Raw genomic sequence first — 24,775 nt, 5'->3', positions numbered from 1 at the left:
CAAGCTGTGTCTTAGCCGACTTGCTTCGGTCAAGGTGGCGGCGGTGTTCACGTTGCGTTCACCTTGACGCGATACTTGCGACATTTTCTGACCCTACCGTCAGCCCTGTACCAAGGGCCGCAACGGCGGCTCTAGGACATCACTCGAAAAGGATGTGCCGTGACGAATCGTCTCGCCAAGATCACTGCCCTGGCTGCTATCAGCGCCATGTCCCTCACCGCTTGTGGCGCCAACGGCGACAAGGGCTCCAGCTCTCCCTCGTCCTCCGAGTCCAGCCCCACCTCCCACTCCAGCGGCTCCTCGGCTGACGCTGCCTCGTTCAAGCCCGCTTGCCCGGGTGGCAGCATCTCTGGTGCCGGTTCCTCAGCTCAGCTGAACGCCATCAACCGGGTCATCTCCGACTACAAGGCTGCCTGTTCCTCAGCAACCATTAACTACTCCCCCACCGGATCCGGTGCCGGTGTGAAATCGTTCATCGGCAAGCAGACTGACTGGGCCGGTTCTGACTCCGTCCTCAACGCTGATAAGGGTGAGCCCGACAAGGCCAAGCAGCGCTGCAACGCCGACCCGTGGCACCTCCCGATGGCTGCCGGCCCGATTGCCGTGGTCTACAACGTCGACGGAGTTAAGGATCTCACCCTCTCCACTCCGACCCTCGCCAAGATCTTTTCCGGCGCTATCAAGAACTGGAACGACGACGCCATCAAGAAAGAGAACCCGAAGGTCAAGCTACCGTCGGCTCAGATCGAGGTGTTCTACCGCAAGGACGAGTCAGGCACCACCGACAACTTCACCAAGTTCCTCAACAAGGCCGCCGGTGACATTTGGACTGAGAAACACTCCAAGACGTGGAAGGGTGCCGGCAAGGGAGCCGACAAGTCGGCCGGCATCGCCCAGGCCGTCAAGAGCACCAAGAACTCAATCTCCTACGACGAGTGGTCCTATGCCACCAAGAACAGCCTCGACATGGCCGCCATCGACAACGGCAATGGGCCGGTCAAATTGACCGCCGAGACCGCTGGTAAGGCCGTCTCCGCCGCTAAGGCCGTCGGCCAGGGCAACGATTTGCAGCTGGAGCTCCAGTACAAGAACACCCCGGCGGGCGTCTACCCGGCCGTCCTTGTAACCTATGAGATCGCCTGCTCCAAGAGCCAGGACTCCGGCAAGGCCGCGCTCTTGAAGGACTTCCTGTCCTTCTACGCTTCTGAGAGGGAGCAGAAGAAGATCCAGGACCTTGGTTACGCTCCGCTACCCTCCGACGTTGCTTCGAAGGTTCTGGGTTCCGCCCAGGCCCTCTCCTGATTGACTCTCTGCCCGGGGACAAGCGCCCCGGCGCGCCGGGGCGGGAGGACGCCAGTCGTCTTCCCGCCCCTCACCACAACACGACCATGATCGCGACGAAGGAAGCCCATGGCTGAAACCACATCGCCGGCACAGCGGAAACTCACGGCGGCATCCCGCATGAAGCCGGTGTCGCGGGTCGGGGACACGATTTTCGCTGGCGCCTCGTCGGTTATTGCCATAGCCCTGGCCATCATCGTCATCCTGATGTTCGTCTTCCTCATGAAGACGGCAGCCCCAACATTGTTGGCTAACACCGATAACTTTTTCACGTCCCGGGCTTGGACAACGGATCAGAACCCGCCGGCCTTTGGTATCCAGGCCCTGCTATGGACGACAGTCATCTCATCCCTGCTTGCCCTGCTCATCGCAGTGCCACTCTCGGTGGGCATCGCTCTGTTTATCACCCAACTCGCACCCAGGAAGCTCGCTAGCCCGGTCGCGTTCGTCGTCGATTTGCTGGCGGCAGTCCCCTCGATCGTCTTCGGTCTGTGGGGCGGCATCGTCTTCGGATCGTCGGGAATCATCAACGGTTTACGCGGGGCCATAATCAAAGCGCTCGGCTGGATTCCGATCTTTTCCGAGGATCCGTCGTGGTCCTCGGCTACTGGCACGGTCTACCTTGCCAGTCTCGTCCTGGCCATCATGATCCTGCCAATTATCACTGCTGTTAGCCGCGACGTCATGGCCCAGACGCCCCATGATCAAGTCGAGGCCGCGCTCGCCCTCGGATCGACGCGCTGGGAGGTCATCAAGCTTGCAGTGCTCCCCCACTCGCGGTCCGGCATCATTTCCGGATCCATGTTGGGTCTAGGACGCGCCCTCGGCGAGACCCTGGCTGTCACCCTCATCCTGCAGACGATGAGCCCCATGGCGCTCAAACAGAACCTCAACCTGTCGATCTTCGTCGGTGGTGAGACATTCGCGTCGAAGATTGCCGGTAACTTCTCCGAGGCCATTAGCGATCCCACCTCGCTGGGTGCCCTCGTGGCGTCGGCCCTGGCCCTGTTCGTCATTACCTTCGTGGTCAACGCGACTGCCCGGTTGATTGCGGCGAAGGGGGTTAAGCGATGAGCGCCACCACCCCTGACCACATCACCCACCATGGCGACAACACGCCCGGACAGCTAGATCTCTCCCGCCCGTCTGGTAAACGGACTATCAAGAGCGGCTGCGCCTCAGCATTCATGATCGTGGCCACCGTACTGGCTGTTATCCCACTGGCCTGGCTGCTCTTCGCGGCCGTCCGGCGCGGCATCGGATCACTATTCCACGCGTCGTGGTGGACCCACTCGATGGATCCCTCCTTCGACTTGGCCGAGCAGGGCGCCATCCACGCTATCGTCGGAACCCTTGAAATTGGCCTTATTACATCGATTATCTCGGTACCGATCGCTCTGATGACCGCGATCTTCCTAGTCGAGTACGCCCGCGGAACTAAGATCGCCAAGGTCATTAGCTTCGCCGTCGACGTGCTAACCGGTGTACCTTCAATCGTCGCGGCCCTCTTCGTCTTCGCCGTAGTCGTTACCACCTTCGGTGGCACCCAATCCGCGTGGGCCTCCTCGTTGGCCCTCATGATCCTCATGGTTCCGACGGTGCTGCGATCAACCGAGGAAATGCTCAAGCTCGTGCCAGACTCTTTGCGTGAGGCCTCCTTCGCCCTGGGCGTCTCTCAATGGAAGACGATCATGAAGGTCGTCTTGCCAACCTCCATGACTGGCATCCTCACCGGTATCGTGCTGGGCTTAGCTCGAGTTATGGGCGAAACGGCTCCGCTGATCGTGTTGCTGCAGTTCAACACCGAGTTGACCTTTAATCCGTCAACACCAAACTTCGCGACGCTGCCGACCGTCATCACTAACGCTTACACCCAGGGCGGCGTCGATACCCCGGTGGTGTGGGGAGCCGCTATTACCCTCATCATCCTGGTCATGGGACTCAACCTCATTGCCCGTCGGATCTCCCGCCGCTACATGCGCCGCATGGGCAAGTGACATGAAAGTGAGCTGCATATGGCAAAGCGCATCGAGACCAAAGACCTCGACATTTACTACGGGTCCTTCCACGCCGTCGAGTCGGTAAACCTGATCGTCGAGCCTCGCACTGTGACGGCCTTCATTGGCCCGTCCGGGTGTGGCAAGTCGACGGTGCTGCGGACCCTCAATCGCATGCACGAGGTCATTCCAGGTGCCTACTGCACCGGCAAGGTGGAGCTCGACGGGGTTGACCTGTACGGCAAAGGCGTCGACCCGGTGGCCGTGCGACGCAATGTTGGCATGGTCTTCCAGCGAGCCAACCCCTTCCCGGCAATGTCCATCCGAGATAACGTCGTAGCAGGGCTGAAGCTCAACGGCGTACGTGACAACAAATTACTCGATGAGGCTTGTGAGAAGTCGCTACGCGGCGCCAACCTGTGGGACGAGGTGAAGGACCGCCTGGAGCGTTCCGGCGCTTCCCTTTCGGGTGGCCAGCAGCAACGACTGTGCATCGCCCGAGCCATTGCCGTCGAGCCCGAGGTCCTACTCATGGACGAGCCCTGCTCGGCCCTGGACCCGATCTCAACCCTAGCCATCGAGGATCTTGTCAGTGAGCTCAAGGAGCGCTTCACCGTGGTGATCGTAACCCACAACATGCAGCAAGCTGCCCGTGTCTCTGATCAGACCGCTTTCTTTAACCTGAAGGCTCAGGGAGAGCCCGGTCGTCTCGTCGAGATCGACACCACTGAACGAATCTTCTCCAACCCGAAAGAAAAAGCCACTGAGGATTACATTTCCGGCCGCTTCGGCTGAGGTTGCCGAACTATGAGGGCCCCAAGGCCCTACTGTGAGGCAATGCTAAACTGACGTCGTCCGACGCAGGGAACCTCGTGCAAATCGAGGACTGACGCGCAGCGGTAAGGCGGACGAACAGGCAGATGACCACTGAGGAAACTCGGGAAGGTGCCTGTTCGGATGATGCCGAGCCCGAAAACCTCCCGGACCACACTTACCCGACGGCCGCGCGACTCGGCCCTGACGAGGATGGCTTACTTGGTTCGGTCCCTGCACAGCCGCACATCAGTGCGATTCATTTTACTGGTGGCGTTGCTGGCCCTCACCCCAGTGCTGTCCATCGCCTTCGGTGCTGCCCCAGTACCCATCAGCCAGGTGCTCGGGGTTCTGGCTGATCACTGCGGACTACCGGTCCACCTCACCTGGGACTCCATCACCGATGCCATTGTCTGGCAAAACCGGATGCCACGAATAGTCACTGGACTGGGAGTCGGAGCGATCCTGGGCGTGGCCGGAGTGACCTTGCAAGCAGTAGTACGCAATCCGCTTGCCGAGCCATATGTGCTGGGAGTCAGCGCCGGAGCGTCGTCGGGAGCTGCCACGGCAATCATTCTCGTCGGCATCTCCTCAACCTTAGGAGTGGCTGGCATGGCGTTTCTGGGGGCTCTTACCTCAACCGCCATCGTGTTGTTCATGGGTGGCGGGCGCAACTCGTCAACCCTCCGCCTCATCCTGGCCGGGCTCGCGGTGGGATTCGTGTTCCAAGCTCTCACCAACTTCATCATCTTCTCGTCCGACTCCCCCGAGACGGCCCGGGCGGTGATGTTCTGGACCCTCGGCGATCTGTCCCGCGCCAGCTGGGCCCAAGGGTGGACGAGCATCGTCGTAGGAGTCGTGCTCTCTATACTCTTGTGGGTCTGCGCCCCATGGCTCGACGCTCTGGCCTCTGGTGATTCCACAGCCACCGCGGTGGGGATCGACCCGGCGATGATCCGCGTTTTGCTCCTCGTCCCAGTTTCGGCCGGGGTCGCGATCGCCGTCGCGATATCAGGCGGGATTGGCTTCGTCGGGTTGGTGATCCCCCACCTCATGCGTTCCTTCATCGGACACGGCCACCGCCGTCTGGTCGTCTCCTCGGCGATTGCGGCAGCAATCTTCCTAGTGTGGGCCGACACGTTTTCCCGCACAGTCTTCAGCCCGGCAGAGCTGCCTATCGGCGTCATCACCGGCCTGCTCGGCGCACCCTTCCTGCTCGTGCTCGTCAAGAGGGAGACGTTGGCATGATCAATGCCTCTCAGCTGGTGGTCCGCCGCGGGCAACGAATCGTGTTAGAGAACATCGATTTCTCCGCGGGCCAAGGAGTGACGGTGGGGGTCGTCGGCCCCAACGGTGCCGGAAAGTCCACGCTGCTCTCGGCCCTCTACCGCAATGTCTCGATCGCCTCGGGTCAAGTGACGGTCAGCGACCACGATCTGGCCTCGATGAGTCGGCGGGAAATCGCCCGCGAGGTGGCCGTCGTCTCCCAGACCCCCGATCCGTCCTTGCCACTGACAGTTCGAGATACCGTTGCCCTCGGTCGACTGCCGCACCGATCCCTCATGAGATACGGGGACGTAGCAGATCGAGACATCGTCGAAGAGGCCCTGACCCGTACCGACCTCACCGACCTAGCTGACCGACTCGTCACCCAACTATCCGGCGGGGAGCGCCAGCGGGTGCTCGTCGCCCGGGCTATCGCCCAACAAGCCGGCCATCTGCTCCTCGACGAGCCCACCAACCATCTTGATATCGGTCACCAATTCGCCCTGCTCGACCTCGTCCGAACCATCAAGGCGACCACCGTCATCGTGCTACATGACCTCAACCTGGCCGCCCGAGTATGCGACCAGCTGGTACTCCTCACCGATAAGCATCTGGTTGCCGCCGGCACTTGCGAAGACGTCCTGCAGCCCGATCTGCTCTCGAAGGTCTACGGGGTGAACGTCGAACGAATCACCCACAACGGCCACATCCATCTTTTGTTCAACCCACCACGATGAAGGAGAACACCATGTCCACCCCCCACACTCGCCGTCGCGCGACTTGTGTCACGGCGGCAATCCTGACCGGTCTGTGCGCGATGTCCCTGAGCGCCTGCGCTGGATCATCGACTGAGAAGTCGACCTCGTCCAGCTCGGGGCCAGCCCGCACCGTTATGAGCTGCAACGAGAAGCTCACCTTCACCAGCGCCCCCAAACGGGTCATCATGCTCGGCGACACCGACGCCTCCACCATGAATGCTCTCGGGGTACTCGATCATGTCGTTGCCCGAGCCGGTCGGATCAAGGAGGGGGCGTACGACGCCAAGACCCTTGCCAAGCTCAAGGCCATCCCAACAATCGCCTCGCAGGAGCTGAACACCGGCGGCGTCAAAGTGTCCACCGAGACGATCCTGGACCAGCACGCTGACCTTGTCATCGGTTACGACACCGGGGTCGACCGCGATGCCCTACGCAAGTCCGGCGTCAAGATGTACAGCACCGACGCCATGTGCACCGACAAGAAGCCGCCGGCTCCCGCTACCTTCTCCCAGGTCAAGGACGAGGTGACCAAGGTCGGACAGATTTTCAACGTCCCGGATAAAGCCAACCAGGTCAACAAAGACCTTGATGCCAAAATCTCCGGGATCCAGAAGCAAGCCACATCCGGGGCCAAGGCCAACGCCGTCGCCCTATACATCACCCCAGGTAGCACCGAGTTCTACACCTACGGTTCCTCGAGCATGATCGAGCCGATGTTCGCCACTAACGGCCTACAAAATATGTACCATTCGAACACCACGCGGGTCTTCGATGCTTCCATGGAGGATCTACTGCACAAGAACCCGGAGTGGATCGTGCTGTTGGCTGGCGACGGGGAGATGTCGAAGGTGGAACCGACCTTCCTGTCCTTCAAAGGAGCCAAGCAGCTCAAAGCGGTCAAGAAGGGGCACGTAGTGACGATGTCCTTCGCCCTGACCGATCCTCCGACCCCGCTGACGATCACCGGTACCGAGAAGCTGCACGATCTCATCAAGGACAAGAAGTAACCACGATGAGTTGATGAGGGCGCGTCGCCTTCTCGTCCCCGAACGCTCCGCTATGGCCATTCAAGGGCGAGAAGGCGACGACCAGTGAATGCGGTCACCCGGTGGCATCCATCGCCTTACCAAGCCCCAGCAAGGCGTTCTTAATGACCTCTGGGAGGGCAGGATGAATCCAGTAATGCCCACGCGCCATCTGGTCGACCGTCTGCCCAGCGATCATCCCCTGGATACAGGTCTGGATGAGGGTGGATGCTTGCGGCCCCAAGATGTGCGCGCCCAGCAAAGTTCTCTTGTGCGGGTCTGCCAACAGCTTGACGCAATGCCCCTCGTCCTCCATGGCCCAGCCATAGGCAACGTCGGCGTATTCCTGAAGGTGTACCGCGTAAGGAGTGTCGGACTGCAACAACTCCCGCTCCGTAGCACCAACCGACGCCACCTGCGGATTCGAAAACACCGCGTGTGGCACGAAGCGATGATCGGAACTCGCCAGATCGTCAGGATGTAACAGGTTGTGACGGACCACCCGAGCCTCGTGATCGGCCACGTGCTTGAGCTGCCAGCGCGAACATACGTCGCCGAGGGCCCAGATGTGCGCGACGCTGGTGCGCTGGTGCTCATCGACCACCACGAACCCGTCGTCGTCAACGTCAACACCGGCCGCCGGCAGGTTAAGGCGATCCCCATTGGGAACCCGTCCCGTGGCATTGAGCACAACGTCTGCCGGGTAGTCGTAGTCGACCCCATCACCGTCGACGGTCAACACCACTAAGTGACCACCCGGGTCGCGGTCGATGCCCACCAGATCCTCAGACATTCTCAGCTGCACCCGGCGCCCCATCTGTTCAGTGAAGCGCTCCGAAATCTCACGATCCTCGTGACGCAGCATCCGGCCAGAGCGGTTGATGACCGTCACCTGAGTCCCAAGACTAGAGAAGATGTGGGCGAACTCCGCCGCGATGGACCCGCCACCGAGAATCACCAGACGCTGCGGCAGTTCTGCCAGCCTCATAATCGTGTCGGAAGTGTGGATCGACTCGGCCAAGCTGGGTTCGGCAACACCAAGCACGTCCGGCACCCGCGGACGCGATCCGGCCGCCAGGACAATCTGGTCAGCGGTGATTCGCCTGTCTCCCACCCCAAGGGTGCGTGCATCGACAAATTTTGCCTCGCCGGTATAGACGTCGATGTTCTCTTGGCTCTGCCGGTACGAAAGCGCAGCTTCAGATATGGGGTCGATTCGACCAAAGATCCGGTCCCGGATCGAGGCGAACGACGCGCTATGGAACTGTAGGTGGATTCCCAGTCGCGCAGCTTCCGACGGTGAGATCGCAAGGTCCGCCGGCAGCACGAACATCTTCGTAGGTATGCAGCCCACATTGAGACAGGTGCCCCCGAAGGCGCCTGAATCGATGATCGCGGCACGTCGATCTGAGAAGTCCTCATCGAGGATCGTATTTCCCGACCCCGAGCCAATGACGACGATGTCGTAATGCTCCATGGCCCAAGTCTGTCATCCTCGGCCCACGCGGGTCGTGTAAACCCGTTGCCCAGGCTGCCAGACCACGCAGACGATCCGGTGATCTCGGGCAACGACAGGTAGGGTGATCGCCAGACCCCAGCCGGTTTCACAGGAGCACAATGTTCACCCTCGCCTCGACGCCCGTCACCTTCATCGGGCTCTTGATCCTCTTTGCATGGTCACTCGCATGGTCCCTGCGGGATGCCATTAAGGCCCCCACTGTTGTGACACGAATTTCCACATGGGTCCACGTCGTCATGGCCCTCACCATGATCCTCATGGTGCCGAAGTCATGGTGGAAACCCATCGTCTGTGCCATCGGCGGCCCCATTACCCCTGTCATCATCTTCGCCATGTGCACCGCATGGATGGTATTCATGGCCGCGTGGCGATCCTCGTGGTCGTCATGGGGTCACGCCTCGATGTTCGCAGCGATGGTCTGGCATCTGGCTGCGATGCGCAAGATGTCCTCGCTCATGATGGCCTCTCAACACTCTGGTATGGAACAGCTGAATCACACACACAGTGGCATGCACGGCCATGGCATGCAGACGGCTATGAATGCCGCCATGCACGACTACGCCGTGGTCGGTGTTCCGCTCATGGTCGCCTTGATGGCCATGGCTGTCGCCGGGCTATGGCGCGCGATCAGCGGCCGCGCGGAAAACCCAGGCAAGGTGCCCACCTGCCACGTGGTCGCCACCGAGCCCCTCGCAATCCGGCTCTCCGGGCTCGCTGACTTCGCCATGGCCTTCGGCATGGCGTGGATGAGCACCGGACTGTTGTCCCCCGTCATACCGTTCACGGCACACCTGCACCCCTGACCTGTGACGTGGAGGCCACCGGTCGATACTGGCAAGCAACAAAGCCCCCAGACCATCAGGTCCATACGCGGGCAGATCACCGGACAAGCAGAGTCGACCGAAACAGATCGGTCGGCAGCGACGGCTGACCCATAGACACGGACCCCATGGCCGACGTTCCACCACTGCAGGACTAACTATCACATCGTCTAACTTCTTGAATATCATCACATGAGCACCAGCAACCAAAGCACAACAGAATCCAAAGACGCTGAAGCAATAAAAACAGAAGTATTCGATCTATACAGTGACATCACCAAGCCAAAATCACCCCATAGAACAGGCAGGCCGGGTAAAAATGTCGCCGAACAAGCAGTAGCATTAGGAGGAGTAGCCGCCAAATACAATAAAAGTATTTTTTATGTGTGCGAGATGCTACACGAAAAGAAAATAGAACAAAGAACGATAGAGCGACAGAACTACAATCTTTTTAAGAGATTTCGTCTCCAAATAGGAGACCTCTGTGATAGAATTACTACAATAGACCCAAGACAGTAGATCAAAAGATATTCCACGATATATGCTCAACCTACAAGCAAGACGCCAGGCCAGCAACAAGCGTCGCCGAGCTCCGCTCATGCCTCTGCGACACCGCAGCTAGATGCAATGCCACCCCGCATGCCGTCTGGGCAGCAGCGGAACAATACACGTCCCACAGCTTTAGAGCCGCAAGGAATAGCCTCGACTACGCGAAGCCAAACTACTGGATCCGACTTCTACTTTCAGTAATTTTTATAATCCTCATGTGCTTAGTCTGCGATCTGCCAAGCGTCATAAAATCTCTATCACTTATAGAAAGTATAGGGTTTATAGTTACTACTGCACTATTTGACGCAGACTTCGTTTTGGCATTTCTCCCAGTGACAACCCAATGGCTCAGAGTCAACAAGTTGTTAACCAAAGTCCTTGAGGTTCTGTTTTCAGTATTTTCATTCCTGATAGTATATCAGTTTCAAGCTTCAAAAATGACATCAGCATCGACGCCATATCTAGTGGTAGATATTTGGCTCATTATTGCAATTCTTGTTATGTGGCTTATCACTCATAATAAGGCCAATGAAGTCACCTCTCAGCAAGATCATATCCGCGACCTGCAAGATCAGCTTCAGATATTGAGAATGTCGGATCCGCAACAAATAGTAGAGCCAGACACAGTTGGGCATGCCCCGAAGAAATCGTCCCTCCTCCGACTCCTGGGAATGGTCATTAATCCATTCCAACGTCCACGTTTCTAACGGTCTCAGAAACCGACCAACCACCCCACAGATCCAGACATTTAGACGCAAAGCTGGCTGCCAACTCGTTCTCAGGCTGGCATGCCCGCGTACAACCAGTTTGACTGCCAAGCCCCCAGACAACCCTACCAAGGCCCACGCACACTACAGATGATCGGGCGCCCCAAACTCACCTGCGCAGCATGCACTCGGGTGAGAGCGTGGAAGACTTGAAACATGAATGACATGGAGGCGACTCGCGACGAACGCCCGTGGGCACTGGTGAGCGGGGCCAGTGGTGGTCTGGGGCAGGCATTTAGCCGCCATCTGGCCAGCTGCGGCGTCAACCTCGTTTTGACCGGACGGCGTCAGGACGTTCTTGACGACCTCGCTAACCAGCTCACCACCAGGTACGGAATCCAAACCATCGTCCATCCCTGTGACATCTCCTCGGCATCAGAGCGGCTGGCTCTTGTCAACGAGATCGCCGGACGAGGGATCATCATCAACACCCTCATCAACAATGCCGGATTCGGTGCTGCTGGCCGGATTGCCCAGACCGATCCGATGCGTCAGGCTTCCCAGGTAGAGGTCAACTGCGAAGCTATCGTCCACCTGTGCGGGTTACTGCTACCTGGCATGATCGCAGCCAAGCACGGATCGATTATTAATGTCGCTTCCACTGCGGCTTTCCAGCCCATTCCGCAATTCGCCACCTACGCGGCATCGAAATCCTTCGTGCTGTCCTTCACCCGCGCCCTATGGGCTGAGACCAATGGCACCGGTGTGCGCGCCACCGCGATCTGCCCTGGCCCCACCGAAACCGGATTCTTCGACGCCGCGGGAGTACCCCGTATGGGGGCCGGCGCTCGACGCAACCCAGACGACGTGGTCCATACCGCCCTCGACGCTCTAGCCCATCATCGTCCCTACGCCGTGGACGGATTCATCAATCGCACCGTCGCGCGGCTGGTGCCGCATCTGCCGGCGCGACTAGTGATGGCTCAAGCCGAAAAGTACCTCCAGGCCTGACGTCCAACGCGCTTACCTGGCAGTAATGACTTTCTCGTCGGCGGTATGGGTTCCATCCCGAATGACTAGGTCGTACTCCCCTTTTGGCACGGTGAAAGTGGCGCGCCACGGCCGCCACTTATCACCATCGCTAGCCGACAGATTGATCTGCCCTCTCGTGATGATCTGGCTAGTCCGAGGAGACCTCACCTCGTAGGTCATGGCGGATACCGTCGGCTGCGCCACACCGCTGATGGTGATGGTGCCAGCCGACACGTCGGCCCCAGCTTGAGGCGAATCCACCCACACCCGGGCGCACCGAGCAAATCCTTCGTCGACGAAGTCCGTCGCCGGCTTACCGATAATGGGCAGATTAGGAGAGCCGTCAACGAGGATGTGCACTGTCTTATCGCCAGTGCGGTCACCGACGGCACCCGTAGCCGTGACGACGAGCTGCTGAATAGCGCGTTGTACCTGTTCACCGCTCTTAAACTGGCTGAATGCTGAGGCGGAGAGGTCGAGAGTGATCCGGTTGCCATTCACTGATGCCCGATTGACCTGCCCGGCTGCCCAGCCCGAAGTGTAATTCGGGTCTCCAGAGGTGCGACATTGAGCACGGCACCGACAGCCGTTCCTAGCCGGTCGCCAGAGGTGGGAAGATCACGCAACTCACGGTGAATGAGGCCGTCGTCTCGCCCCAGGTAAAGCACGTCGAGATCAGTCTGCAGAGTCGACAGTGACTGACCGTTGGACTCCGGGGTCTGGGTAGACGGTGCAACCTCGGGATCCCTCATCGTCGAGCCGTGATCTGGGCCTAACAAGGGCAAAAGTATGCCGACCAGGAAGGCTAGCCCGCAGGCGAGCACAATCGCCCAGGCGGCAGGCCGACCACGACGAGGGCGACGCGCGATCTGGGCCATGATGACGTCATAGCGCGATACCGGATGGACCGACTCCGCGAAGGTTTCTAACGCAGAACGCACAACCGCTTCGACTCTGGGGTCGGCATGGCCCGGATTCGTTTGCGATCCCGGACGCAGACTCTGCCCAATGGCAACAAGACCCTTAGCTTCGTTATTGCGCACCGCATTGACGCTCATGCCGAGGGTCTCAGCGATACTCTCGTCAGAAAGGTCCGAGGTAGCCAACTTGAGAACGAGCACCTCGCGCTGACGGGCCAACAGACCTCTGAGGCACCAATAGGCCAAGTTTTCGGGAGCTTCGGGTGGGGTGGCCTCCCGCGCGGCTGGCTGCCGGCCCCTCACCTTGTTCACCACAGCCGTGCGCAGATACGACACAGCATGCTCGTACGAATGCAGCTTCGGGTCCCGCAAGTAACTCGTGACGAAAGCTGCGATCACCGCATCCTCAGCCGCCTGCTGATCCGCCAGCAGCAAGGCGGCCAACCGCACGAAGCCATCCCAGTGCTCTTGGTAGAGCTGTGGGAGCCAATCGTCGCGGGATTCAGAAAAGGAACCTGTCATGTCAGATGCCAGCGTACGAGTGCAGACCGCTAAAGATCAGGTTGACGCCAACGAAATTGAACCAGAAACAGGCCACACCGATGATCGCGATCACGGCGGCCCGGCGACCGCGCCATCCTGCGGTGGACCGGGCGTGGAGGTAGGCCGCGTAGACCACCCAGGTCACCAAAGACCAAGTCTCCTTAGGGTCCCATCCCCAGAACCGCCCCCAGGCGTAGTCAGCCCACACAGAGCCAGCAGCGATAGTGAAGGTCCAGATGGGGAAGCCGATGGCGTGGGCGCGGTATGCCAGGGTGTCCATGGATTCCAGGGAAGGCAGTTTGGCCACTAATCCCTTGACGGGAACTCCAGTCCGTTGAGCCTTCGCTTGAGCGTTCATGGAAATGAGGTACATGATCGAGGCGATAGCCCCGACATTGAGCGCCGCTGCGGCGATACAAGCGGCGACGATGTGAATAACAAACCACACAGAATGCAGAGCCGGCACTAGCGGCGCCACGGCCACGTAAAACACCGTTGCTGCCAGCCCGTTACCGACTGCTAGCAGCAGGGTGACGGCGATGCCCATCCATCTGACGTGGCGAATGGCGACAAGCACAAGGTAGGCGATGACGACGAAAAACAGCGCCGCAGTGACGAATTCGTACATGTTGCCCCAGGGCAGCCGGCGAGCCGCAATGCCACGGCAGACGACGCCGATCGCAGCGCAAACGGCACCCAGTACGGTGAGGTTGAGCCCCATACGGCCCCACGTCTCCGAGCGCAAACGCGCATCGTGACTGGGGCGCTCGGCTCCCCGCACGCTGGCCCACTCGACGGCATGAGCGAGGAAGGCAAGCATATAGAGCGCCGCCGCGGTAACAATGCCAACGGCAGACAGACTCTCCACACTCACGACTGCTCCTCCTCGATATCGCCAGACATGCTATCCCCGCGTACCGCAACCAGCAGAGAATTTACATCGCCCACCACCCCGGATCGGGAGTCACCGCGATCCAGGCCACCAATCTCTACCCTCAAACCGTCATCGCCAGAGGTCGTCCTCACCCACACCCGACGCGACCGCGAAAACAGACTCACACACAGCCCCGCCACTGCCAGCAACACCGACACGAAAGTCAACGGGAGCCCCGGTGTCCGGGACACCTGAATCTTGGCCCACCTCTGCCAGCCATTGAACTGAATCGACCCCCTGCCGTCAGGCAGCTTGTACCCCTGGCCAGGCGATAGCACGAAACGGGCCTTTTCCTTACCGTTCGTCACCTGAGCCATTCCCGTAGTGTCGAGAGTGTAAATATTTGACGGTGCCCCCGTCTCCACAGCCGGCTTGCCATACCAGGCAGTCAGGTACAGCTGCGGGTTGAGAGCGTCCGGGAAGAGGGACGTCGGCCCCCCGGCCGTGATCGCGCCGGTCGGTAGAAAGAATCCCTGAAAAGCCAGACGATCCGGACGGGCGTCCGGAGCATTAATGACACCCACAGATTTGAAGTTGGCATCCTGTGGCAGAAAGACAACTGGGCCCGAATAGGCCACCTTGCCAGCACCGTCGCGGACAACGACATCTGCGGCATATCCATGACCAAGCAGATGTACTTTTGTCGATCCGATCCGCAGTGGGTGGTTCACCTGCAAATCTCGGGTTTCTGTTTTGCCGTCCACAGTGAGGTCGACAGTGGCGTCGAAGTTGCGGGCGGCGCCGCGCTGGACCCTACCGGTCTCGAAAGAGGCCACGAATTTGCGCAGCTTCATGGAGAACGGGGTGAGGTTATCGGCATCGACCATCGCCCCAGCCTTGAACTCGTCATACTGAGTGATGTTGTTGGAAAAACCCTGGCCCTCCACAACGACGGAAGTCCCCTTGAATCCCCACAGAGTGTTCCAGCCGACGCCGACCAGGAGGAAAACCAGAAAGATATGGAATACGAGGTTGCCCGTCTCGCGATGACGTCCGGCCTCGGCGCGAAGGGAGCCGTCGTCGTCAACAACGAACCGATACCGGTGGGACTTCAACCACTGCTGAGCACGCGTACCAACCTCCGCTGCGGAATCGGAGGTGACGGTCGAGACGTGGACTGCTAGCCGATCCAGCCTGGCCGGGACGCGGGGAGGCTGACGACGCAGGGCTTTCGCATGACTGACCACGCGCGGAATGATGCAGCCGATAAGGCTAATGAACAACAGCAGATAAATCGCCGAAAACCACACCGAGGTGTAGACGTGGTACATCCCCAGCGGCCGACATATGCGGTCCAGAGTCGGATGGTTGGCAGCAAAGTCAGAAACCTTGATCGCGCTAGTAGCGCTCTGGGGCACCACCGAACCCGGGATAGCCGCCAGTGCAAGCAAGAAGAGCAGAATGAGGGCCGTCCGCATGCTCGTCAACTGACCCCACAACCAACGCATAACTGAGCGGAAACCCAGCCCGCTGCTCCCAGATGTTGAGGTCTTCGTCAGTTTCGAATCCGTAGCGGAATCACCCATCAGATCACCGCCCCGAACTTACCTGCCCAGGTCCGCAACATCGCCATAATCGACTCCCACCATCCGGTGACCAGCAGCACGCCGATCGCCATCAGGAGTATTCCCCCGAAGCGCTGCACACCGTGCTGATGGATCCGCACCGCGTCAATCGTGCGCCCCATCCACACCAGGGCAGCAGCCGCCGCAATAAACGGAATCCCCAGACCCAACGAGTAACAGGTCGCCAGTACAGCACCTCGGGCCGCCGACCCCTGGGCCAAGGACAGCCCATAGACCACGGACAGGGCCGGCCCGATGCACGGCGTCCAGCCCAGCCCAAAGACGATCCCTAGAATCGGTGCGGCAGCCACCCCTGCTCGGGGCAGCCAATGGATCCGCAGTTCACGTCGACCCAGCGGAACAAGCCCAGCAAACATCGCCCCAAGTACGACAGTCAGGGCTCCAACGACGACCTCAATAGCGCGACGATGGCTCATAAGCGCCTCGCCGAGGGTACCAATGATCGTCCCAGTAGCGACGAATACGACGGTGAAACCCACCACAAACAGGACCGTGCCCACCACAGTGCGTGCCCGACGCCGCCCCTCAATGACGTCTGCAGCCCCCAGACCCGTCACATAGCTGAGATAGCCAGGAATGAGAGGCAAAACGCATGGAGAAAAGAAGGACAGCAGACCGGCAAATACCGCCACCGGTATCGCCGCGGCCATCGATCCGGTCAATTCCGCGGCTACCCAAGATCCCAGATCGAGCGGCGTCACTGGCTCTCCTTGGCAACGTCATTAATCGCCTGAACCAGTGTGGCGGTGCTCACCTCTCCCACGAATCGAGCGGCCGAGCGACCCTTGCGATCGATGACGAGAGTGGACGGAATCGCTTTGGGAGGTAATTCAGTGAACTTGAGCAACATCGCGCCATCGGGGTCATAAAAACTCGGATAAGAGATATGGAAAGCTCGGGAGAAAGCCTGGGGCGGTCCGGGGTCAAGATCGCGCGTATTGATCCCGTAAAACGCTGCGACATCCTTGGTGCGATCAGCCGCCTTCACCAAGGCAGGAGCTTCATGACGGCATGGCGCGCACCACGACCCCCACACATTGACGACGATGACCCTGCCCTTGGCATTGGCGGTGCTGATCTTCTTACCGTTCAGATCGGCCCCGGCGAGGGCCGCAGCAGGCTCCCGCTTATCGGCTGGAAGTTTCGACCACGATCCGTCTCCAGCTGCGAATCCCTTGTCGCCACTAACCGACGCCGACGAACAAGCCGAGACTCCGGTCACCATGACGGTCGCCGCAGCAAAGACGGCGATGAGCCGAGTTTTCACTCCGGCGCACCACCTGCCGAGATGTTGGCCCGACGATCCTTCGCCGGGATAAGGTCACGCGCCGGCTCGCAATAGTCAATACGGACGACACGACCATTGAGCACCCCGAAACTCGTGACTGAGGCGAGAGTGCATTTGCGGGAGCGCGGATCGTGAGGAAGGCGTCGCCCCTCGGCTGCGCAGCGCGCAATCCAAATCGGTAGCTGGTGAGAGACGATGAGGGCCTGGCCGCCCGCAGGAACCTCATTCGCCGCCCGCATAATAGCCCGGGTCATTCGCTCGGCGATCTCAACATAAGGCTCGCCCCAACTAGGGGTTAAGGGATTCGACAGATAACGCCAGTTACGAGGGCTGCGCAGGGCCTTGTTGCCCTTGCCAAAAACCTGACCCTCGAAGACGTTGGTGGCTTCGAGGACGTCAGAATCAATGCGCACCTCAAGTTCAGGATGCAGCGCGGCGATGGGGGCCATCGTTTCCCTAGCACGCTCCAAAGGGGAACTCACCAGGGCCGACAACTCGACGCTGGCAAAGTGCTCAGCGGCACGGGCCGCCATCCGTCGCCCCAGCGCAGACAGGTGGTATCCGGGCATGCAGCCGTACAGAACCCCGGTCGGGTTATCGACTTCACCGTGACGCAGCAGGTGGACAGTCGTCGTGGCGCCCATCGTCTCCCCTTCCGATACTTCTCAGGCGGCAAAACCCCGCCCTGTCCATGACCCTACGTCATAGGCACGTGTCAGCGCGAAGGATGGCGGCCCCGACGCTTGCGCTGCGAGGGCCGAACCACCGACAGGCCTTTGGCAACCATGTCGTCGCGACGCTTCGCAGCGAAATCCGCCAGGGCGTCAGCCAAGCTCAACGCGGTCGGTTCGGGGGCGACGACGTCAACGATTAGGCCATGTTCACGGCACGTTTCGGCAGTACGCATACCAACGGCGGCGACCACGGTGTGCTTGTGTGGTTTTCCGGCAATACCGACGAGGTTGCGCACAGTCGTGGAGGAGGTAAACACGACGGCGTCGAATTTACCGGTCTTAATAGCTTCACGGGTCTCAGCTGGCGGCGGGGCGGCTCGCACAGTGCGATACCCCACGACGTCTTCGACCTCCCAGCCCAGCTCAGATAGGTCGGCTGACAGGGACTCAGTGGCGATATCGGCACGCGGCACGAAAACGCGGTTGATGGGGTCGAGAGCCTCGTCAAAAGCTGGGAATACCGCGGCTAACGCCCGGGTGGACTGCTCCCCAGCTGGCACAAGATCGGGTCGGACACCCCATTCGGCCAAAGCGTTGATAGTCGAATCGAAAATTGCGGCGATACGCAAGCCTGAGTATGCGCGAGCGTCCAAACCAATCTGCTCTAGCTTCTCCGAAACGGCGCGTACCGCGTTGGCAGAGGTAAAGACAACCCACTCGTAGCGTCCCTCAACAAGACCGCGAACAGCCTTATCCATCTGCTGAGGAGTACGCGGCGGCTCCATCGAAATCGTGGGAACGTCGAGGGAATGAGCACCGTAACTCTGTAGCCGCGAGGGCAGGGTTGCAGAATGGTCACGGGTGCGCGGGATGAGAATATTCCAGCCAAATAGCGGCTTGGATTCGTACCAATCGAGCTGCTCGCGATCGGGAGCCTCGACAACCTTGCCGATGGCCACGTGAACCGGCTCAGCACTATCTAGCCGCGCTGTCTTAGCTGTCTGCGGCAACGCGCCAAGGGTGACGGTATGGGTGATCTGCTGGGTCGTCGCACCATGGCAGATCAGAGCCGCAGGCTCATCCTCACTGCGCCCAGACGCAACCGCGTGTTTGACGACTTCTTTAAGCTTGCCAGCTGAGGTATGAACGACGATGAGTCCCTGATCTGACCAGTCGGGACCATGTCCCGCAATATCGCGCTGACATGCGGCGTCCCCAATAAGCTGGACGTCATGGCCATGCAGGATCAGCCCGGCATATTCCGGGACAGCGGTCATGCCAGTGACACCGGGAATGACGTCGACGTCGTGATCAGCGCGGGCCACAGCGGCAGCTTCGGCGCCAATATCGCCATCAAGGAAGGGGTCCCCAGAAACAAGACGAACAACCTCAAGGCCTTGGGAGGCTGCCTCAATAACGGTGGCAATGAGGTCGGTACAGTGCTCGTCCACGTCGACGGGGGTCGGGGCGCCCCCCGGCTGGCTAGGCAGGGCGACGGCTTCTTCATCAGCATCGCCAGCCAACACGATTCTGACGTCAGGACGAAGCTCTAGGAAATCACTGCCAAGCAACATGCGGTACTCGGCGCACGAAATGACGATGACCTGGGCGCGATTGATGGCGTCAACAGCCCCGAGGGTCAACAGATTCGGATCTCCTGGACCGGCACCCACAAACTGCACCCTGGTCTGAGACGACGCAGTGCCCAGATCACCGACCGGCTGCGGCGTCGGCTGGTGAGCCTCGTCAGTCATCTGGAGTCCTTCCGGTGTCTGTCGTCATGCCAGGCGGTGTGCTCCGGCATTGGGCATCGAGGTCAATAGTGCTGGTCTGTGAGGAAAGGCGCAAACGTGCCCGCCCACTGGACATCTCGGATGTCAGGGCAACACCGCCGGGAGTGAGGGGCCATCGCGCAAGGCTGACAGGAAGGTGTCAGCATGAAGAGTCCAGTAGGCAATAAGGGCACCGTCAACGAAAGTGACCGGGACATGATCGCCCCAGCGAGAGCGAAGGTCCTCATTGGTATCGACGTCAACGATCATCGGCTCTGGTACGAGATCGCGATAATCCTGTCTCAAGTGTGCAACAAGACCAATGGCCTCATCGCACAAATGACACCCCTGGCGGGTGACAATAACGACGCGCCCCTCGACCGGCGGGTCGAGGGGTCGTGATTCACCGCCGCGGAGGGCAGCCATGCCATGTTGATGCCGCCACATGCCACAACCGCCCGAAACGTCACTTGCCAGCGCGACGACGCTGAATACGCGTCCTCTTGAGCAGCTTGCGGTGCTTCTTCTTCGCCATGCGCTTGCGACGCTTTTTGATCACGGATCCCACGATCAACCTCTTTCGTTGGAACTGGAAGCTTGATGCACCCGGGCAGGTGCGAAGTTCTTGGCCCACCGACAAGGCGGACAAAGGGGTACTTTACGCCGTGTCGGCCATGGGAGCCAAAATCGCCGCGCCGACCCGTCAAGACAAGCCAGCGGCGCGGTCCCGGCATGCCGTCATCGCATTGGCGAAAGTAGAGCGGACTCCTCCAGCCTCCAATGCAGCCACGGCAGCCGCAGTAGTGCCACCTGGACTCGTCACCTTAGACCGCAGAACCGCAGGGTGCTCGCCCCCTGCCAGCAATTCAGCCGAACCGGCCAGCGTTGCCACGGTAAGCTGGCTAGCCTGGTCGCGCGGCAAACCCATCGCAACGGCGGCATCGATCATCGCCTCGGCCACCAGAAATACGTACGCCGGACCCGATCCCGACACGGCTGTGGCGGCGTCGTGTAACTTCTCAGGCACAGTGACAACGACTCCCACGGATCCGAGCAGGTCACCCACCTCCCTAGCTGCATCCTCAGCACCGGGCGCGGGGCTCACGATGAAGGCCCCCCTGCCCACCCGAACTGGGGTATTTGGCATGACACGGACGATCTGCCCCTGCCATACCCTGAGCAGCTTCTCAGTGGTGACACCGGCAGCGATGGAGATAACGGTCGCATCGACTTTCAGAGCACCCGAGACTTCTTTCAGCACTTCTACGGCCGCATAAGGTTTGACACCGAGGATGACGAGGTCGGCGTCTCGGGCAGCCGCGGTGTTATCACCGCTGGTGGTCACACCCAAAGTCTTAGCAATCTCGTCGCGATGGGACGCCGCCCGCGCTGTTGCCACGACATCTTCGGCTTGAATCGCTCCAGCGTCGATGAGCCCACCAATGAGCGCCCCCGCCATCGTTCCGCAGCCCAGGACGGCAATCTTCCCGCTCATTCGGCAGCCACCAGCTCAGCCAGTTGCACCGCGTTGAGGGCCGCACCCTTGCGCAAGTTGTCCGCAGCGCAGAAAAACACCAGACCCTTACCAGCCGGTGCAGACTGGTCAGCACGAATACGCCCAACCAATGACGGATCGATTCCGGCTGCCGAGCGGGGATCGGGGACGTCGACGACTTTGACTCCAGGGGCCTGCGTCAATAGTTCAGTGGCCTTCTCCGGGCTAAGGCTGTCACGGAACTCAGCATGAACGACGAGCCCATGACCGCTATACACCGGCACCCGCACGCAGGTCCCCGCAACCAGCAAATCCGGGATGTGAAGGATCTTGCGAGACTCGTTGCGAAGTTTCTGTTCCTCGTCAGTCTCGCCGCTGCCATCATCAACGAAGTTTCCCGCCACCGGAAGGGCGTTGAACGCAATCGGCGCGACATAAGGCCCACGGTCGGCTACCGGCACCCCGCGCCCGTCTAGCACCAGGCCGGTAGGGTCACCGATAGCAGTGGTTTGGTCGGTGAGCGCCCGCACTCCGGCCACCCCAGACCCCGAAACCGCTTGATACGTAGCGACAACAAGGCGAGTTAGGCCGGCAGCGTCATGCAATGGCTTGAGCACGGGCATCGCAGCCATCGTCGTGCAGTTGGGGTTAGCGATGATCCCCTTGGGGCGCTTAGCGACGTCCTCGGGGTTGACCTCGCTGACAACCAGCGGGACGTCAGGATCGCGTCGCCAGGCGGAGGAGTTGTCGATAACGACAGCACCGGCGGCCGCAACTCGGGGGGCAAACTCGCGGGAGGTGCCGCCACCCGCAGAAAAAATCGCGATATCAAGATCAGCAAAGTCAGCCGTCGCGGTGTCCTCAACGACAACTTCACGGTCACCCGAGCCGTCATTCCAGGGCAGCTTCTGACCAGCCGAACGAGCGGAGGCGAAAAACCGCACTTCATCGGCGGGGAAATGACGCTCGGCCAGCAGGGTGCGCATCACCCGGCCAACCTGTCCAGTGGCTCCGAAGACTCCAAGCTTCATAACGCCTATCGTAGGGGTAAGAGGCGACAAGTTTGGTGAGCGTCCGAATCGCTTCTATAGCCAACTAACGCGGCCAGCCAGATAGGCGTAGCCAAGGAAGGAGACGATGTCGAGGAAGGCGTGCGCCGTGATGAGGGGTAGGAGTCGCCGCCGACGAGAGAAAACCCAGCCTAGGAACAGGCCCATGGCGATGTTGCCGATGAAACCACCCCAGCCTTGATAGAGGTGATAGGTGCCGCGGATGATGGCCGAGGTGACGATAATCGTCGTCGTCGACCATCCGATCTGACGCCACCTCGTAAAGAGGTAGCCGACGATGACAGTCTCCTCAAGGACTGCGTTCATACCTGCCAACCCGATGAGCACCGGGGCCGTCCACCAGACATGCTGCAACTCAGCAGCCCGAACAGTGGTGTTGAAGCCAAGAGCACGCGCCGCCCAGTAGAAAGCAAGTCCGGGGATACCGATAATGACGGCCAGCATTGCCCCAGCTCCAACGTCACGCCCCCATCCCGGCGCTTCCAGCCCTAAAGCGTGACGGACCCCTTGACGTGGCGGCCTGAGCTGGACAAGCAGGAGAACCGCCAGCATGGCTGGCGCGACCCCGAAAGCGATATCAGATAACTGGTACAGCAGATCAAGCCACGGACGTCCGGGAGTCACCGAAGAGTTGAGCGTGGAGGTCTGCTTGCCCATCGGCACACCTCGAGTGAGACGCTCGATCATCCGCAGAATCGAATACCAGGCTGATTGCCCCAAACTGACAGCCAACAGGAAGATCGTCTCCCAAAGCAGGCGTCGGTCTGTCGCACGATCCCTCGCCATTCCTCGCCGCGGCTTTTCATCCAGGCACCGACGAGGGCCGACGGTGCTCGTGCCATTCCACATCGTCAACGCCTTTCCACCAGTGATCGCCCAAACAGCCAAATATTGCCCGGTCTTTCAACGATTCGTCGAGTGCAATACCGATACCAGTCGTGGCCGTAGGGCAGATAAACCCGCATCCGGTGGCCAATGTCCACCAGTCTCCGCTGCTCTAAGGGACGAATTCCTTGCAGCATTTGGAATTCCAGCGGCCGGTCTAGGCTCGCCATGAGCTGTTCACCGAGCGCCACAAAGACGGGATCATGGCTAGCTAGCATCACCGTCGAAGGACCAGCCATAAGAGCGCGCAGGCAGGCGGCCATTCTCAAATCGACGTCGTGCGGACGGATCAAAGTGACTGAACGAGGACCGATATACGAGCCTTTGCACAACCTAATGCGGCGCCCTGGAGCAGCCAGTTCTCGCACCTGCATCAGGGAGTCGTGGCGTGCAGCCTGGATGACGATGCCGGTGTCTTCGTAGTCGGCAAGCAGATCCATCACCATACGATGCGAACGATCGTGGACATCGGGTCCTCCGTCGTCAACAGTCACAGCGACGTGGTTGTCGCGAGCAATCTGGCAGACCTCTCGAGCCTGCCCACGAGCCAGATCGTCGTTGACTCTCAGCCCTAGAGCCGCCAAACTGATCGACACCTCAGCATGGCCATCAAAGACCGGATTAGCGCCGAGTCTCTCGATAACCCCGCACAGTCTGGTCATCGCTCGTCGAGCCTGGGCGAGGTCGACAGGGTCGGGGTCGAGGGGGTGCAGGCTGACGTCGAGGCCCTTCAGCACCTGGTCGGCAGCCTTATCGATCGCCGATTCGACGTCCTCTCCTGCAACGTACGTCGCAGCGATCTCACGAGCGATCCGAGATCGAGACACCTTGTGAGCAATCGTGGGGTCCATCGCCAATTGCATCGCAAGGCGCCGACCCGATGCCAGCACAGCTCCGCCCCGGAAGTTATGTCGACTCTCGGTCACTGCCCAGCCCCTTCCCCCGTCTGGCCAGATCGGCGAGCAAAGAGGCCCCGATCAACCGCCATCCTGGTCTGCACCAAAGCTTCAGACAACGCCTCGAACCGGGCACCTTGACCCGCGCCCTCGCTAGAAAGTTTACGGGTGTTGACCTCCAACACGATATCCCCGTTGAATCCACCCGCTACTGCTCGTTCGACAACCTCCCAGGCGTGCTGGTTTCCCTGACCGGGCAGAAGATGCTCGTCCTTAAAGGTGCCCGAACCATCCGTCAGATGGATATGCCGCAATCGTGGACCCCACAGATCAACCAGAGTGCGGGAATCCATCTGGGCGGTTGCGGCGTGAGATAGGTCCAAGACGAGGTGATCGTAACTGAGGCTAGTGGGATCAAAGCCCGGCGAATAAGCGGCAAAGCGACCAGCTGGAGTGCGCCAGGGATACATGTTTTCTACGGCACAGACGAGCGGGGAGTATTTCTCGTTAAATTTGGCAACGCCTTCCTCGAAACTACCGGCATAGTCGCGTTGCCAACGAAACGGAGGGTGAACGACGATGAGCTTAGAACCAAGCCGTCCGGCAGCCTCAGCAGCCCTATCCAACTTGCCCCACGGGTCACTTCCCCACACATTCGGTGTAACAAGCAGACACGGCGCATGGATAGACCACACTGTGACGGCGTACTCGGCCGACAGATCGACGATCCGGTCAACGTCGGCGGCAACTGGATCAATACCGACCATCAGTTCGACTCCGTCATAACCGATAGCCTTAGCACACGCGAAGGCGTCGACGGTTGACTCGGGATACACCGAGGTCGTCGACAACGTCACACGAGGGGCGACTGAAGCAGACGTGGT

At 60.1% G+C, this 24,775-nt stretch carries 27 protein-coding genes, 1 pseudogene and 1 riboswitch; of the genes and pseudogenes, 11 read left to right on the top strand and 17 right to left on the bottom strand.

The window, feature by feature from the left end; all coding sequences use genetic code 11:
- The first annotated feature begins 207 nt into the window (after positions 1–207).
- The 6 genes from pstS (at position 208) to A5483_RS01875 (ending at position 6,154) form a co-directional block, all read left to right on the top strand.
- Positions 208–1,302 carry a phosphate ABC transporter substrate-binding protein PstS gene (gene pstS / locus A5483_RS01900; protein ID WP_082863965.1) on the top strand — a complete coding sequence of 365 codons (1,095 nt, stop codon included), beginning with the start codon at positions 208–210 and terminating at the stop codon, positions 1,300–1,302.
- 108 nt (positions 1,303–1,410) lie between these two features.
- The gene (gene pstC, locus A5483_RS01895) at positions 1,411–2,415 is read left to right on the top strand and encodes a phosphate ABC transporter permease subunit PstC (RefSeq protein WP_002517183.1); all 1,005 of its coding nucleotides are present in this window, start codon (positions 1,411–1,413) and stop codon (positions 2,413–2,415) included.
- Positions 2,412–3,338: a phosphate ABC transporter permease PstA gene (gene pstA / locus A5483_RS01890; protein WP_002517290.1), complete on the top strand. Its 927-nt coding sequence runs from the start codon at positions 2,412–2,414 to the stop codon at positions 3,336–3,338. The genes pstC and pstA overlap by 4 nt, the downstream gene beginning before the upstream one ends.
- Before the next feature lie 18 nt (positions 3,339–3,356).
- Positions 3,357–4,133 (top strand): phosphate ABC transporter ATP-binding protein PstB, encoded by a 777-nt coding sequence (gene pstB / locus A5483_RS01885; protein ID WP_002513066.1) that lies wholly within the window; start codon positions 3,357–3,359, stop codon positions 4,131–4,133.
- A gap of 67 nt (positions 4,134–4,200) precedes the next feature.
- Positions 4,201–4,317: riboswitch (cobalamin riboswitch) on the top strand.
- A 47-nt stretch (positions 4,318–4,364) separates the two neighbouring features.
- Positions 4,365–5,399 (top strand): FecCD family ABC transporter permease, encoded by a 1,035-nt coding sequence (locus A5483_RS01880; RefSeq protein ID WP_063810831.1) that lies wholly within the window; start codon positions 4,365–4,367, stop codon positions 5,397–5,399.
- A complete protein-coding gene (locus A5483_RS01875) occupies positions 5,396–6,154 on the top strand; it encodes an ABC transporter ATP-binding protein (RefSeq protein ID WP_063810830.1) in 759 nt (252 codons plus the stop codon). Before A5483_RS01880 ends, A5483_RS01875 begins: the two co-directional genes overlap by 4 nt.
- Here A5483_RS01875 and A5483_RS11115 read toward each other — a convergent pair.
- The gene (locus tag A5483_RS11115) at positions 6,138–6,362 is read right to left on the bottom strand and encodes a hypothetical protein (protein ID WP_081474465.1); all 225 of its coding nucleotides are present in this window, start codon (positions 6,360–6,362) and stop codon (positions 6,138–6,140) included. The two genes, A5483_RS01875 and A5483_RS11115, sit on opposite strands and share 17 nt — an antisense overlap.
- On the opposite strand from A5483_RS11115, the gene A5483_RS01870 reads away from it, so the two are divergent.
- Positions 6,310–7,182, top strand: a complete 873-nt coding sequence (locus A5483_RS01870; protein ID WP_063810957.1) for an ABC transporter substrate-binding protein — start codon at positions 6,310–6,312, stop codon at positions 7,180–7,182. The two genes, A5483_RS11115 and A5483_RS01870, sit on opposite strands and share 53 nt — an antisense overlap.
- Before the next feature lie 94 nt (positions 7,183–7,276).
- Here the strand turns inward: A5483_RS01870 and A5483_RS01865 are convergent, their stop codons facing one another.
- Entirely contained in the window at positions 7,277–8,677 is a 1,401-nt protein-coding gene (locus A5483_RS01865; protein WP_063810829.1) for a mycothione reductase, read from the bottom strand.
- A 127-nt stretch (positions 8,678–8,804) separates the two neighbouring features.
- The gene (locus tag A5483_RS11110) at positions 8,805–9,077 is read right to left on the bottom strand and encodes a hypothetical protein (protein ID WP_081474458.1); all 273 of its coding nucleotides are present in this window, start codon (positions 9,075–9,077) and stop codon (positions 8,805–8,807) included.
- A gap of 43 nt (positions 9,078–9,120) precedes the next feature.
- Here A5483_RS11110 and A5483_RS01860 point away from each other — a divergent pair, with 43 nt between their 5' ends.
- From A5483_RS01860 to A5483_RS01850, 4 genes are all read left to right on the top strand, one after another.
- Positions 9,121–9,522, top strand: a complete 402-nt coding sequence (locus tag A5483_RS01860) for a hypothetical protein (RefSeq protein WP_042842991.1) — start codon at positions 9,121–9,123, stop codon at positions 9,520–9,522.
- 210 nt (positions 9,523–9,732) lie between these two features.
- On the top strand, positions 9,733–10,059 hold the full coding sequence (locus A5483_RS11795; protein WP_153023064.1) for a hypothetical protein: 327 nt from the start codon (positions 9,733–9,735) through the stop codon (positions 10,057–10,059).
- Positions 10,060–10,268: 209 nt separating this feature from the next.
- Positions 10,269–10,796 (top strand): hypothetical protein, encoded by a 528-nt coding sequence (locus A5483_RS11105; protein ID WP_082863964.1) that lies wholly within the window; start codon positions 10,269–10,271, stop codon positions 10,794–10,796.
- Between the two features lie 216 nt (positions 10,797–11,012).
- Positions 11,013–11,807: an SDR family NAD(P)-dependent oxidoreductase gene (locus tag A5483_RS01850; RefSeq protein WP_063810827.1), complete on the top strand. Its 795-nt coding sequence runs from the start codon at positions 11,013–11,015 to the stop codon at positions 11,805–11,807.
- A 12-nt stretch (positions 11,808–11,819) separates the two neighbouring features.
- Here the strand turns inward: A5483_RS01850 and A5483_RS01845 are convergent.
- From A5483_RS01845 to A5483_RS01780, 14 genes and pseudogenes are all read right to left on the bottom strand, one after another.
- Positions 11,820–13,270: pseudogene (locus A5483_RS01845) on the bottom strand (Gmad2 immunoglobulin-like domain-containing protein).
- 1 nt (position 13,271) lies between these two features.
- A complete protein-coding gene (ccsB, locus tag A5483_RS01840) occupies positions 13,272–14,165 on the bottom strand; it encodes a c-type cytochrome biogenesis protein CcsB (RefSeq protein ID WP_002549553.1) in 894 nt (297 codons plus the stop codon).
- Complete coding sequence (gene resB, locus A5483_RS01835) at positions 14,162–15,751, bottom strand: cytochrome c biogenesis protein ResB (RefSeq protein ID WP_063810826.1); 1,590 nt, start codon at positions 15,749–15,751, stop codon at positions 14,162–14,164. The genes ccsB and resB overlap by 4 nt, the downstream gene beginning before the upstream one ends.
- Positions 15,751–16,461, bottom strand: a complete 711-nt coding sequence (locus A5483_RS01830; protein WP_063810956.1) for a cytochrome c biogenesis CcdA family protein — start codon at positions 16,459–16,461, stop codon at positions 15,751–15,753. The genes resB and A5483_RS01830 overlap by 1 nt, the downstream gene beginning before the upstream one ends.
- Positions 16,462–16,508: 47 nt before the next feature.
- The gene (locus A5483_RS01825) at positions 16,509–17,078 is read right to left on the bottom strand and encodes a TlpA family protein disulfide reductase (RefSeq protein ID WP_063810825.1); all 570 of its coding nucleotides are present in this window, start codon (positions 17,076–17,078) and stop codon (positions 16,509–16,511) included.
- Entirely contained in the window at positions 17,075–17,743 is a 669-nt protein-coding gene (locus A5483_RS01820) for a histidine phosphatase family protein (RefSeq protein WP_002549596.1), read from the bottom strand. The genes A5483_RS01825 and A5483_RS01820 overlap by 4 nt, the downstream gene beginning before the upstream one ends.
- Positions 17,744–17,814: 71 nt before the next feature.
- Positions 17,815–19,527 (bottom strand): bifunctional uroporphyrinogen-III C-methyltransferase/uroporphyrinogen-III synthase, encoded by a 1,713-nt coding sequence (locus A5483_RS01815; protein WP_063810824.1) that lies wholly within the window; start codon positions 19,525–19,527, stop codon positions 17,815–17,817.
- A gap of 123 nt (positions 19,528–19,650) precedes the next feature.
- Complete coding sequence (locus A5483_RS01810) at positions 19,651–19,971, bottom strand: glutaredoxin family protein (RefSeq protein ID WP_193790411.1); 321 nt, start codon at positions 19,969–19,971, stop codon at positions 19,651–19,653.
- 40 nt (positions 19,972–20,011) lie between these two features.
- A complete protein-coding gene (locus A5483_RS01805) occupies positions 20,012–20,113 on the bottom strand; it encodes a 30S ribosomal protein bS22 (RefSeq protein ID WP_042842924.1) in 102 nt (33 codons plus the stop codon).
- Positions 20,114–20,248: 135 nt separating this feature from the next.
- Positions 20,249–21,040 (bottom strand): pyrroline-5-carboxylate reductase, encoded by a 792-nt coding sequence (gene proC / locus A5483_RS01800; RefSeq protein ID WP_063810822.1) that lies wholly within the window; start codon positions 21,038–21,040, stop codon positions 20,249–20,251.
- On the bottom strand, positions 21,037–22,080 hold the full coding sequence (locus A5483_RS01795) for an aspartate-semialdehyde dehydrogenase (RefSeq protein WP_063810954.1): 1,044 nt from the start codon (positions 22,078–22,080) through the stop codon (positions 21,037–21,039). The genes proC and A5483_RS01795 overlap by 4 nt, the downstream gene beginning before the upstream one ends.
- Positions 22,081–22,125: 45 nt before the next feature.
- Complete coding sequence (locus A5483_RS01790; RefSeq protein ID WP_063810955.1) at positions 22,126–22,896, bottom strand: CPBP family intramembrane glutamic endopeptidase; 771 nt, start codon at positions 22,894–22,896, stop codon at positions 22,126–22,128.
- A 65-nt stretch (positions 22,897–22,961) separates the two neighbouring features.
- A complete protein-coding gene (locus A5483_RS01785) occupies positions 22,962–23,858 on the bottom strand; it encodes a proline dehydrogenase family protein (RefSeq protein WP_042842987.1) in 897 nt (298 codons plus the stop codon).
- A gap of 59 nt (positions 23,859–23,917) precedes the next feature.
- Positions 23,918–24,748 (bottom strand): sugar phosphate isomerase/epimerase family protein, encoded by an 831-nt coding sequence (locus tag A5483_RS01780; protein WP_042842986.1) that lies wholly within the window; start codon positions 24,746–24,748, stop codon positions 23,918–23,920.
- Between the last annotated feature and the right edge of the window lie 27 nt (positions 24,749–24,775).

Source organism: Cutibacterium namnetense, assembly GCF_001642025.1.
Lineage (GTDB): Bacteria > Actinomycetota > Actinomycetes > Propionibacteriales > Propionibacteriaceae > Cutibacterium > Cutibacterium namnetense.
This window is presented reverse-complemented; position numbering and strand designations above follow the sequence as displayed.

Excerpts from the sequence above, each read along its gene's own strand:
- pstS (WP_082863965.1), top strand. The coding sequence starts at position 208 with ATGTCCCTCACCGCTTGTGGCGCCAACGGCGACAAGGGCTCCAGCTCT.
- pstC (WP_002517183.1), top strand. The coding sequence starts at position 1,411 with ATGGCTGAAACCACATCGCCGGCACAGCGGAAACTCACGGCGGCATCC.
- pstA (WP_002517290.1), top strand. The coding sequence starts at position 2,412 with ATGAGCGCCACCACCCCTGACCACATCACCCACCATGGCGACAACACG.
- pstB (WP_002513066.1), top strand. The coding sequence starts at position 3,357 with ATGGCAAAGCGCATCGAGACCAAAGACCTCGACATTTACTACGGGTCC.
- A5483_RS01880 (WP_063810831.1), top strand. The coding sequence starts at position 4,365 with ATGGCTTACTTGGTTCGGTCCCTGCACAGCCGCACATCAGTGCGATTC.
- A5483_RS01875 (WP_063810830.1), top strand. The coding sequence starts at position 5,396 with ATGATCAATGCCTCTCAGCTGGTGGTCCGCCGCGGGCAACGAATCGTG.
- A5483_RS01870 (WP_063810957.1), top strand. The coding sequence starts at position 6,310 with ATGAGCTGCAACGAGAAGCTCACCTTCACCAGCGCCCCCAAACGGGTC.
- A5483_RS11115 (WP_081474465.1), bottom strand. The coding sequence starts at position 6,362 with ATGATGACCCGTTTGGGGGCGCTGGTGAAGGTGAGCTTCTCGTTGCAG.
- A5483_RS01865 (WP_063810829.1), bottom strand. The coding sequence starts at position 8,677 with ATGGAGCATTACGACATCGTCGTCATTGGCTCGGGGTCGGGAAATACG.
- A5483_RS11110 (WP_081474458.1), bottom strand. The coding sequence starts at position 9,077 with ATGAATACCATCCATGCGGTGCACATGGCGAAGATGATGACAGGGGTA.
- A5483_RS01860 (WP_042842991.1), top strand. The coding sequence starts at position 9,121 with ATGTTCGCAGCGATGGTCTGGCATCTGGCTGCGATGCGCAAGATGTCC.
- A5483_RS11795 (WP_153023064.1), top strand. The coding sequence starts at position 9,733 with ATGAGCACCAGCAACCAAAGCACAACAGAATCCAAAGACGCTGAAGCA.
- A5483_RS01850 (WP_063810827.1), top strand. The coding sequence starts at position 11,013 with ATGAATGACATGGAGGCGACTCGCGACGAACGCCCGTGGGCACTGGTG.
- resB (WP_063810826.1), bottom strand. The coding sequence starts at position 15,751 with ATGGGTGATTCCGCTACGGATTCGAAACTGACGAAGACCTCAACATCT.
- A5483_RS01830 (WP_063810956.1), bottom strand. The coding sequence starts at position 16,461 with ATGGCCGCGGCGATACCGGTGGCGGTATTTGCCGGTCTGCTGTCCTTC.
- A5483_RS01820 (WP_002549596.1), bottom strand. The coding sequence starts at position 17,743 with ATGGGCGCCACGACGACTGTCCACCTGCTGCGTCACGGTGAAGTCGAT.
- A5483_RS01815 (WP_063810824.1), bottom strand. The coding sequence starts at position 19,527 with ATGACTGACGAGGCTCACCAGCCGACGCCGCAGCCGGTCGGTGATCTG.
- A5483_RS01810 (WP_193790411.1), bottom strand. The coding sequence starts at position 19,971 with ATGGCTGCCCTCCGCGGCGGTGAATCACGACCCCTCGACCCGCCGGTC.
- proC (WP_063810822.1), bottom strand. The coding sequence starts at position 21,040 with ATGAGCGGGAAGATTGCCGTCCTGGGCTGCGGAACGATGGCGGGGGCG.
- A5483_RS01790 (WP_063810955.1), bottom strand. The coding sequence starts at position 22,896 with ATGGCGAGGGATCGTGCGACAGACCGACGCCTGCTTTGGGAGACGATC.
- A5483_RS01785 (WP_042842987.1), bottom strand. The coding sequence starts at position 23,858 with ATGCAATTGGCGATGGACCCCACGATTGCTCACAAGGTGTCTCGATCT.